Genomic DNA, 9,692 nt, shown 5'->3' with positions numbered 1-9,692 from the left:
GGGGGGGGGGGGGGGGGGGGGCGGGGGGGTGGGCTGGGGCCCCCCCACCCCCCCCCCCCGCCCCCCCCCCCCCGGGGCCCCCCCCCGGGGGGGCCCCCCCCCCGGGGGGCGGGCCCCCCCGGCCCGGAACCTTGTGACGTCAGGGCGTCGGGGGTCAGCCCATGTGCGGGTACGCGTAGTCGGTCGGCGGGACCAGCGTCTCCTTGATGGCGCGGGTCAGGGTCCACCGCTGGAGGTTCTGCGGGGCGCCGGCCTTGTCGTTGGTGCCGGAGGCACGGCCCCCGCCGAAGGGCTGCTGGCCGACCACGGCACCGGTCGACTTGTCGTTGATGTAGAAGTTGCCGGCCGCGTAGCGGAGCTTGTCCATCGTGTACGCGGTGGCCGCGCGGTCGCCCGAGACGACCGCGCCGGTGAGCGCGTAGTCGGACGCCGACTCCATCTGGGTCAGCATCTCCTCGTACTTGTCGTCCTCGTAGACGTACACGCCCAGGAAGGGGCCGAAGTACTCCGTCTTGAAGACCTCGTTCTCGGGGTCCGAGCACTCGACGACGGTCGGGCGCACGAAGTAGCCGACCGAGTCGTCGTACGAGCCGCCCGCGACGATCGTGCAGGCCGGGTCCGCCTTGGCACGGTCGATGGCCGCCTTGTTCTTGGCGAACGCGCGCTCGTCGATGACGGCGCCGACGAAGTTCGCCAGGTCCGTGACGTCACCCATGGTCAGGTAGTCGACCTCGGCCGCGAACTCCTCCTTGAAGCCGGAGTTCCAGATCGACGCCGGGATGTACGCCCGCGAGGTCGCGCTGCACTTCTGGCCCTGGTACTCGAAGGCGCCGCGGGTCAGCGCGGTCTTGAGCACCGCGCGGTCCGCCGACGGGTGCGCGACCAGGAAGTCCTTGCCGCCGGTCTCGCCGACCAGGCGCGGATACGTGCGGTAGTTCGCGATGTTCTCGCCGACCGTCTTCCACAGGTGCTGGAAGGTCTTCGTCGAGCCGGTGAAGTGGATGCCGGCGAGGTCGCGGTGGGTGAGGGCGACCTCGGAGACCGCGATGCCGTCACCGGTGACGAGGTTGATGACGCCCTTGGGGAGACCGGCCTCCTCCAGGAGCCGCATCAGCAGCACGGCGGCGTGCGTCTGGGTCGGCGACGGCTTCCAGACGACGACGTTGCCCATGAGCGCGGGCGCGGTCGGCAGGTTGCCCGCGATCGCCGAGAAGTTGAACGGCGTGATCGCGTAGACGAAGCCCTCGAGCGGGCGGTGGTCGAGACGGTTCCAGACACCGGGCGAGTTCGCCGGGGGCTGCTCGGCGAGCAGGTCACGGGCGTACTTGACGTTGAAGCGCCAGAAGTCGACCAGCTCGCAGGGGCAGTCGATCTCGGCCTGCTGGGCGGTCTTGGACTGGCCGAGCATGGTGGAGGCGGCGAGGGTCTCGCGCCAGGGCCCGGACAGCAGGTCGGCGGCGCGCAGGATGATCGCGGCGCGGTCGTCGAAGGACATCGCGCGCCAGGCGGGCGCGGCGGCGAGGGCCGCGTCGATCGCGTCCTGCGCGTCGGCCTTCGTGGCGCCCCGGCCGGTGCCGAGCACGGCCTTGTGGTTGTGCGGCTGTACGACCTGGAAGGCCTCGCCGCCGCCGAGCCGCCGCTCGCCGCCGATGGTCATGTGGAGGTCGACCGGGTTCTCGGCCAGCTCCTTGAGCTTGGCCTCCAGGCGCGCGCGCTCGGGCGAACCGGGGGCGTAGCCGTGCACCGGCTCGTTGACGGGGGTGGGGACCTGGGTTACGGCGTCCATGGTTTCCGTGGCTCCTTAACTGAGCGGTGGGGTCAGCCCTTGGTGAGGATCGAGCGGGCGAAGAAGAGGAGGTTGGCCGGCTTCTCGGCGAGGCGGCGCATGAAGTAGCCGTACCAGTCGGTTCCGTAAGCGGTGTAGACACGCATCCGGTGGCCCTCGGCGGCGAGCCGCAGGTGTTCCTCGCCGCGGATGCCGAACAGCATCTGGAACTCGTACTCGTCGAGCTTGCGCCCGGCCTTGCGGGCCAGTTCCTGGGCGATGGAGATGAGGCGCGGGTCGTGGGACCCGATCATCGGGCATCCGTCGCCCTCCATGAGGATGCGCAGCACCCGCACGTACGCCTTGTCGACCTCGGACTTCTGCTGGTAGGCGACCTCGGCGGGCTCCTTGTACGCGCCCTTCACGAGCCGTACGCGGCTGCCGCTCCCGGCGAGGCGGCGGGCGTCGGCCTCGGTGCGGAACAGGTAGGCCTGGATGACGCAGCCGGTGCCGGGGAAGTCCTTCCGCAGCTCCTCGTGGATGGCGAACATCGAGTCGAGGGTGGTGTGGTCCTCGGCGTCCAGCGTGACGGTGGTACCGATGGCGGCGGCGGCCTCGACGACGGGGCGGACGTTGCCGAGGGCCAGCTCGTGCCCGCCCTCCAGCGCCTGCCCGAACATCGACAGCTTGACGGACATCTCGGCGCGGGTGCCGAGGTCCAGCGCCTTGAGGTGCTCGACGAGCTCCAGGTAGGCGTCCCGGGCGGCGTACGCCTGCTCGCGGGTCGTGATGTCCTCGCCGACGACGTCGAGGGTGACGGAGAGGCCCTTCGCGACGGCGTCCTGTACGACGGGGACGACCTGGTCGACCGACTCGCCCGCGATGAACCGGGCGACCACCTGCTTGGTGCCGGGCGCCGCCGACACGAAGCGACGCATCCTGTCGCTGCGCGACGCGGCGAGAATCACGGGACCCAGCACGGGGCACCTCCACAACAGAGCCAGCGGGAGGCCGAATCCCGACGATTCGGGTACGGCACGGAGAACCACCGTGAAACCTAGGGATCCCACCGATCCTCTGCCATCGACAGCTGTCACGCATCCGTGCCCTGGATCTCAGACAAATGTATGAAGGCCTGGCGGAAATGCGGGAGAATGCCCGGGTGACGGCTGAACACAGGGGTGACTACCAGGAGCTGGTCGACGAGATCTCGGCGCTCCTGGGCATGCCGGCGACTCTGGAGAACCGGGACTTCGAGCTGATCGCCTTCGCCGCGTACGACAGCGAGGGCGAGCTCGATCCCTCCGCCCTCGACCCCGTGCGCACCCGCTCGATCCTCACCCGCCGCTCCACCACGGCCGTGCGCACCTGGTTCGAGGGTTTCGGCATCACCCGGGCCACCGCCCCCGTCCGCATTCCGCCCACCCCGGAAGCGGGGGTGTACCGGGGCCGGATCTGTCTCCCGGTACGCCACCGGGGTGTCGTACGGGGCTACGTCTGGCTGCTCGACGACGATCCGGGGCCGACGGCGGACCAGCTGACCGCCGCCATGGTCGTCGCCTCCCGCATCGGCGCCCTGCTCACCGACGAGGCACAGGCCGGCGCCGACCTCACCCGCGAGCTCCGCGCCGTCCTCACCGCCGAGCGCGGCTGGCAGCGAGACATGGCCGTCGCCGAGCTGCGTACGGCCCTCGGCGCCCGCGGCGACGGCCTGCACACGGTGGTGTGCGTGGCCCCCTGGCCCTCGGCGGACCCGGACGAGGCCCCTTCCGTCCGTACGGTGCCGGGGGCGACCGCGCTGTGCACGGTGCCGTGGGGCACGGCGGGACAGAGCCTGGCGCTGCTCGTCCGGCTCCGGTCGCCCGACGTGCTGACCCCGGCGCTGACGGCGGCCTCGCGCTTCGTGCGGGAGGCGGCGGGGAACGCGGCGGCCGGTGTCGCCGGGGCCCGCACCGGTCTCGCCGAACTGGGGGCCGCCTGGCAGGAGGCCTCGGCCGCCGCGCGCGCCGTGCTGGCCGAGCCCCGCCTCGGCCCGGTCGCCGAGTGGTCCTCGATCGGCCCGTTCCGGCTCCTGACGTCCCTCCCCCCGGACGCGGCCCACGATCCCGTCGTACGCACCCTGTTGGAGCCCGCCCACCGCGAACTCGCCCGCACGGCCGAGGTCTTCCTCGACTGCGCCGGCCAGGCGGGCCGCACGGCAGCGGAGTTGGGAATCCACCGGCAGACCCTCTACTACCGCCTGTCCCGCGTCGAACAGCTCACCGGCCTCGACCTGGACGACGGCGAGGACCGGCTGCTGCTGCACATGGCACTGAAGGGCGCGCGGCTCTGACATCGGGCCGAGGCACGGCAGCGGGGGCGGCTCCGAGCGGTGATCCGACGGCTCAGCCGACGGGCTTCGCCGACGCCTCGATGACTCGGCGCAGCCCCTGGGTGAGCCGCTCGGCGTCGGTGGCCGACTCCGGGTCGAAGGTCCACTGCGCGATGAGGCCCATCATCAGGGTCGAGTAGAACTGTCCGACCGTGTCGACCTCTTCCTCGGTGACGTCCTCCTCCAGGCCGCCCATGAACAGCGGGACGAAGCCGCGCGACCCCTCGCGCTGAGCCCGCGCCAAGTGGTCTCGGACCTCGGGCAGTTGGTCCCCCATGGCGACGATCTCCATGCTCAGACGCCACATCGAGTGGGGCTCACGCATGGTGCTGATGACCTTCGACCAGACCTCCTGGAAACGCTCCAGGGAACCCGGCGCGGCAGCCCCGCTGACGCCTTCGATGGGGTCGAAGGCGTCGGAGAGGCCCTCCACCAGGGCGACGTACGCGGTGGCGAGGAGCTTGTCCTTCGACCCGTAGTGGTAGCCGATCGAGGCGAGGTTGGTCCCCGACTCCTTCACGATGTCGCGCGCGGTCGTGCGCACGAACCCCTTCTCCAGCAGGCAGCGCTTGGCGCCTTCGAGCAGATCCTCACGGTGTCCCATGCGGGCCAGCCTACCTCCGATCCAGACAACCGTCCCAGACAAACGTATTACACAGTCGTACTAGACAAGCGTTTATGACGCTCGTACAGTCCCTGCCATGACGAACCCGACGTGTACGACGAACCCGGCCTGCGAGCCGCCCGCCCGGGCCGGCCGCCGCGAGTGGACCGCCCTCGGCGTCCTGATGCTTCCGCTGCTCCTGGTCTCGATGGACGTCTCGGTCCTCTACTTCGCGATCCCCTCGATCAGCGCGGACCTGGAGCCGAGCGGCACCCAACAGCTCTGGATCTTCGACATCTACGCGTTCGTGCTGGCCGGCCTGCTGATGACGATGGGGTCGCTCGGCGACCGCGTCGGCAGCCGCAAGCTCCTCCTGTTCGGCGCCGCCGCCTTCGGCACGGCCTCGCTCGTGGCCGCGTACGCGAACAGTGCCGAGACCCTGATCGCGGCCCGCGCGGTCCTCGGCATCGGCGGCGCGACACTGATGCCGTCGACGATGGCGCTGGTCCGCACGATGTTCACGGACCCCGGTCAGCGCGCGAAGGCGATCGGCCTGTGGTCCGGCGTCATGACCGGTGGTATCGCGCTGGGTTCGGTGATGAGCGGCGTCCTCGTCGAGTACTTCTGGTGGGGCTCGGTCTTCCTGGTCAACCTGCCCGCGATGGCGCTCCTGCTGGTTCTCGGCCCGATCCTGCTGCCGGAGTCCAGGAACCCGGCGCCGGGCCGCTTCGACCTCCTCGGCGTCCCGCTCTCGATGGCCGCCGTACTCCCCGTGATCTACGGCCTGAAGGAGCTCACGGCCGAGGGCCCGCACACCCAGTACGTCCTCTCCATCACCGTCGGCCTGTTCTTCGCCCACCTCTTCGTCCAGCGCCAGCGCACCGCGAAGTCCCCGCTGATCTCCCCGGCGCTGTTCCGCGGGCCCGGATTCACTCCCGCTGTCGTCCTCAACCTCGTCTCGGCGTTCGGGATGATGGGGTCGGCGTACTTCACGACCCAGTACATCCAGTCGGTGCTCGGCAAGAGCGCGCTGGAGGCCGCGCTCTGGGCACTGCTCCCCTCGGTACTCATCGGCGTCGCGGCGCCGGTCACGACCCAGCTCGTCCAGAAGGGCGCGAACCGGGCGTACGTCGTCACCGGAGGCTTCGTCGTCGCGGCGGCCGGCTTCGGCCTGCTGACCCTCGCCGGAACCGACTCGCTCTGGCTGGTGCTCGCGGGAGCCGGAGTCCTGGCGTCCGGAATCGTCACCGTGATGTCCCAGATGATGGACCTCGCCCTCGGCACCGTCCCCGTGGCCAGGGCGGGCGCCGCCTCCGCCCTCCTGGAGACGGGCACGGAGTTCGGCGGCGCCCTGGGCATGGCGGTCCTGGGCTCCATCGGCACCGCGGTCTACCGCGACCGGATCCCCTCCGACGCCCCGGCCGCGGCCCACGAGACCCTCGGCGGCGCTCTGGCCACGGCCCAGCAACTCCCGGGCGACACCGGCCAGGCCCTGACAACAGCCGCCAGGGAGGCGTTCACCAGCGGCATGCACGCGGCTGCGATCGCCGGGGCGGTACTCCTGCTGGGTGCGGCGGCGCTGGCCGCGACGGCTCTGCGGAGGGTGCGAGTACGGGACACCGAGGCCGAGAAGGTGCTCGTCTGAGGCGGCTTCTTCGCCCCCTCCGCCCCTTCCCGTCCCGTATCCGGGGGCTACGCCCCCAGACCCCCCTGTCGCGCTTCGCGCTCGTCCTCAAACGCCGGACAGGCTAAGAATCAGCCCCTCCGGCGTTTGAGGAGCGGGGGTTCGGGGGCGGAGGGGGCGAAAAAACCCGACCACCCCATGTCGGTCCCCCATGCCAGGATGGTCCACGTGGCACAGACATTCGGTACGCCGTTCATCGGCCGGGCAGACGAACTCGCCCGGCTCACCGGCGTGCTGACCCGCGCCAGGCAGGGCGACCCCCACGCCGTACTGCTGGCGGGCGACGCGGGCGTCGGCAAAACCCGCACACTGGCAGAAGCCGCCACCCACGCCGCGAACACCGGTATGACGGTCCTCACCGGCCACTGCGTGGACCTCGGCGACGTGGGCCTCCCCTACCTGCCGTTCACGGAGATCCTCGGCGTACTGGCCGCGGACGAGCGGTTCACCACCACCCTGGCGGCGCACCCCGCGGTCAGCCCCCTCCTCGGCACCCGCGCCGGCCCGGACAGCGGCAACCGCCTCAGCCTCTTCGAGGGCATGGCCTCCCTGCTCTCCGACCTCGCCGACGTCACCCCCCTCCTGCTGATCCTCGAAGACCTCCACTGGGCCGACCAGTCCTCGCGCGACCTGCTCCGCTTCCTGCTCAGCCGCGGTCTTCTCCAGAGCCCGGCCTCCGGCGCCCCGCCGCACCCCCTGGCGATCTTCGCCTCCTACCGCGCGGACGACCTGCACCGCCGCCACCCCCTGCGCCCGCTGCTCGCCGAGCTGGTCCGGCTGCCCGCGGTCGACCGGCTGGAGCTGCGGCCGATGGCCGACGCCGAAGTCGCCACACTCGTAAGGGAATTGGGTACGGGCCCGCTGTCCGACACGACCGTCCGCCGTATCGTCGACCGCGCCGAGGGCAACGCCTTCTACGCGGAGGAGCTGCTCGCCGCCACCGCCGACACACTCCCCGGCAGCGCCGGCTCCGCGTCCGGCGCCATGCCGAGCGGCCTGGCCGACGTACTCCTGATCCGGATCGAGCAACTCTCCGACACCGCACAGCAGGTGCTGCGGACGGCGGCCGTCGCCGGACGCCGCGTCGAGCACGACCTGCTGCGTGACGCCGTACAACTGCCGGAGAACGAGCTGGAGTCGGCCCTGCGCGAGGCGGTCGGCCGGCAGTTGCTCGTCCCCGGCGAGGACGGCACGTACTCCTTCCGGCACGCCCTGACCCGCGAGGCGGTGTACGCGGATCTGCTGCCCGGAGAGCGGGTCAGGCTGCACCGCACGTTCGCCAAGCTCCTTGCCGGGCAGGGCCGTTCGGCCAAGAACGCGGCGGAGCGCGCCCATCACTCGCGGGAGAGCCACGATCTCGCCGACGCGCTCGTCGCCTCGCTCGAAGCCGCCGACCACGCCCAGCGGGTCGGCGCGCCCGCCGAGGAACTGCGCCATCTGGAGACCGCGCTCGAACTGTGGCCCGCGGTGGACTCCGCCGCCCGCCCCGAGGGCGACGCCGACCCGGTGACCCTCACCCTGCGCGCCTCGGCGGCCGCCGCGCACGCCGGGGAGACGCACCGGGCGGTCTCCCTCACCCGTTCCGCCCTCGCGAGAGCCGGCTCGGACGCGGATTCCGAACTCGCCGCCCGCGTCCGCTACACCCTGGCGGGCAACCTGATGCGCGTCGACAGCCTGAAGGCCGCGTTCACGTACAGCAGCGAGGCGCTGGCCATGATCCCCGCCGAGCCCCCGTCGCGCACCTGGGTGTGGGCGGCGGCCACCCACGTCATGGCGGCCCGGTACATGGGGCAGGACCAGGACGCCGAGCGCGTCGCCCGCCAGGCACTGCGCATCGCGGAGGAGCTGCAACTGTCGGACGCGCGGGCCGACTTGATCATCTCCCTCGTCGGGCTGGAGGATCGGAACCGCCGCACCGCCGAAGGCCGTGACCAACTCCGCCTGGCGCGGGACCTCGCCCGGCGCGCGGGCCACGTCACGATCGAGATGCGCGCGCACTTCAACCTCGCCATCGGGTGCTACGAATCCGGCGACCTGGACGAGTGCCTGAGCTGGCTCTCGGAGGGACTGGAGCGCGCGAACCGCTCCGGCCTGCTGTCCGCGCCGTACGCCCTGGAGCTGCGCTACCTCCAGTCGCTGGTCCTCTACACACTGGGCCGCTGGGACGAGTGCGCCCGGTCGGCCGCGGCCGACGCCGAACGGCTGCCCGCGGCGGGCGGGTTCGCGATCGGCCCCGCGCTGTACGTCGCTCTCGCGCGCGGGGAGGAGCGCGCCGCCGAGCGTGCCCGCGCCCTGCTCGACGGGCCGTTCGACTGGATGGCCACGCTCGTCGCGGGCGTCGTGCTGACCGATGACGCGGCCCTGCGGGGTGACGCCGAGGGTGCCGTCGCGTCCGTGCGGGCCAACCTCGCCAGGCTGAGCGACGGTTCGGGCTCCGGCCGCCCCGACATCGGTGTCCGGCTCACCGCGCTGGCGCTGTCCGCCGTCGCGGACGCGGCCGTCGAGGACCGGCTCACCGGTGACGAGGCGGGGGCCCGCCGCTGGAGCGACACCGCCACCGAACTGGTGGAGGTGGCCAGGGCCACGGCCGCCAAGGGTGAGGACGGCTCGCAGCAGGGACCGGAAGGGCTGGCCTGGCTGGCCCGTGCCGAGGCGGAGTGGCTGCGCGCGCACTCCGGTCCCGATGTCACGGCGTGGGAGAAGGCCGTCGCCGCGTTCGGCTACGGCGACCCGTACGAACTGGCCCGCTGCGAGCGGCGCCTCGCCGAGGCCCTGCTGTGCGCGGACCGCCGCGAGGAGGCCGCCGAGCACGCGCGCGCGGCCCGCGACGCCGCCGTCGGCCTCGGCGCCGTACCGCTCCGTGAGGCGGTGGACACCCTCATCCGGCGTGGCAGGCTCGCCGAATCACCGTCCGCCGCCGACCGCATCGCCGCGCTGACCGCCCGCGAGAGCGACGTCCTGCGCCTGCTCGCCCTCGGCCGCACCAACCGCCAGATCGGCGAGGAGCTGTTCATCAGCGGCAAGACGGCGAGCGTCCACGTGTCGAACATCCTCGCCAAACTGGGCGCCGCCGGCCGCACGGAAGCCGTGGCGATCGCCTACCGGGAGGGCCTGATCGTCCCCGAGCCGACCGCCTGAACGCAGGAAGCCGACCGGGCCTGAACACGAGAAGCCCGCCGGGCCCCCGTACGGAAAAGCCGGCCGGGCTGGATGATCCAGCCCGGCCGGCGATGCTCTTTTCAGCCCGTCCGGCGTTTGAGGACAAGGC

At 72.1% G+C, this 9,692-nt stretch carries 6 protein-coding genes; 3 read left to right on the top strand and 3 right to left on the bottom strand.

Annotated elements, in window-relative coordinates; all coding sequences use genetic code 11:
- Positions 1 to 154 precede the first annotated feature (154 nt).
- Positions 155 to 1,786, bottom strand: a complete 1,632-nt coding sequence (gene pruA, locus ACIBLC_RS19755; RefSeq protein ID WP_399212293.1) for an L-glutamate gamma-semialdehyde dehydrogenase — start codon at positions 1,784 to 1,786, stop codon at positions 155 to 157.
- A 32-nt stretch (positions 1,787 to 1,818) separates the two neighbouring features.
- The gene (locus ACIBLC_RS19750; RefSeq protein WP_399212292.1) at positions 1,819 to 2,745 is read right to left on the bottom strand and encodes a proline dehydrogenase family protein; all 927 of its coding nucleotides are present in this window, start codon (positions 2,743 to 2,745) and stop codon (positions 1,819 to 1,821) included.
- 164 nt (positions 2,746 to 2,909) lie between these two features.
- Between ACIBLC_RS19750 and ACIBLC_RS19745 the strand changes: the two genes are divergently transcribed.
- A complete protein-coding gene (locus ACIBLC_RS19745; protein ID WP_399212291.1) occupies positions 2,910 to 4,097 on the top strand; it encodes a PucR family transcriptional regulator in 1,188 nt (395 codons plus the stop codon).
- 52 nt (positions 4,098 to 4,149) lie between these two features.
- Here ACIBLC_RS19745 and ACIBLC_RS19740 read toward each other — a convergent pair whose 3' ends face one another.
- Positions 4,150 to 4,740 carry a TetR/AcrR family transcriptional regulator gene (locus ACIBLC_RS19740; RefSeq protein WP_399212290.1) on the bottom strand — a complete coding sequence of 197 codons (591 nt, stop codon included), beginning with the start codon at positions 4,738 to 4,740 and terminating at the stop codon, positions 4,150 to 4,152.
- A 97-nt stretch (positions 4,741 to 4,837) separates the two neighbouring features.
- On the opposite strand from ACIBLC_RS19740, the gene ACIBLC_RS19735 reads away from it, so the two are divergent.
- Together ACIBLC_RS19735 and ACIBLC_RS19730 are read left to right on the top strand one after the other, a co-directional pair.
- The gene (locus ACIBLC_RS19735; protein ID WP_399212289.1) at positions 4,838 to 6,385 is read left to right on the top strand and encodes an MFS transporter; all 1,548 of its coding nucleotides are present in this window, start codon (positions 4,838 to 4,840) and stop codon (positions 6,383 to 6,385) included.
- 198 nt (positions 6,386 to 6,583) lie between these two features.
- On the top strand, positions 6,584 to 9,562 hold the full coding sequence (locus ACIBLC_RS19730) for an ATP-binding protein (protein ID WP_399212288.1): 2,979 nt from the start codon (positions 6,584 to 6,586) through the stop codon (positions 9,560 to 9,562).
- Positions 9,563 to 9,692: the final 130 nt, after the last annotated feature.

Source organism: Streptomyces sp. NPDC050535 (assembly GCF_044457665.1).
In the GTDB taxonomy this organism is placed as follows: domain Bacteria; phylum Actinomycetota; class Actinomycetes; order Streptomycetales; family Streptomycetaceae; genus Streptomyces.
Note: the sequence above shows the minus strand (reverse complement) of the source record. Positions and strands in the feature narration are given on the sequence as shown.

What these genes read in the sequence shown, in the direction of transcription:
- pruA (WP_399212293.1), bottom strand. Translation starts at nt 1,786, where the DNA reads ATGGACGCCGTAACCCAGGTCCCCACCCCCGTCAACGAGCCGGTGCAC.
- ACIBLC_RS19730 (WP_399212288.1), top strand. Translation starts at nt 6,584, where the DNA reads ATGGTCCACGTGGCACAGACATTCGGTACGCCGTTCATCGGCCGGGCA.
- ACIBLC_RS19735 (WP_399212289.1), top strand. Translation starts at nt 4,838, where the DNA reads ATGACGAACCCGACGTGTACGACGAACCCGGCCTGCGAGCCGCCCGCC.
- ACIBLC_RS19740 (WP_399212290.1), bottom strand. Translation starts at nt 4,740, where the DNA reads ATGGGACACCGTGAGGATCTGCTCGAAGGCGCCAAGCGCTGCCTGCTG.
- ACIBLC_RS19745 (WP_399212291.1), top strand. Translation starts at nt 2,910, where the DNA reads ATGCGGGAGAATGCCCGGGTGACGGCTGAACACAGGGGTGACTACCAG.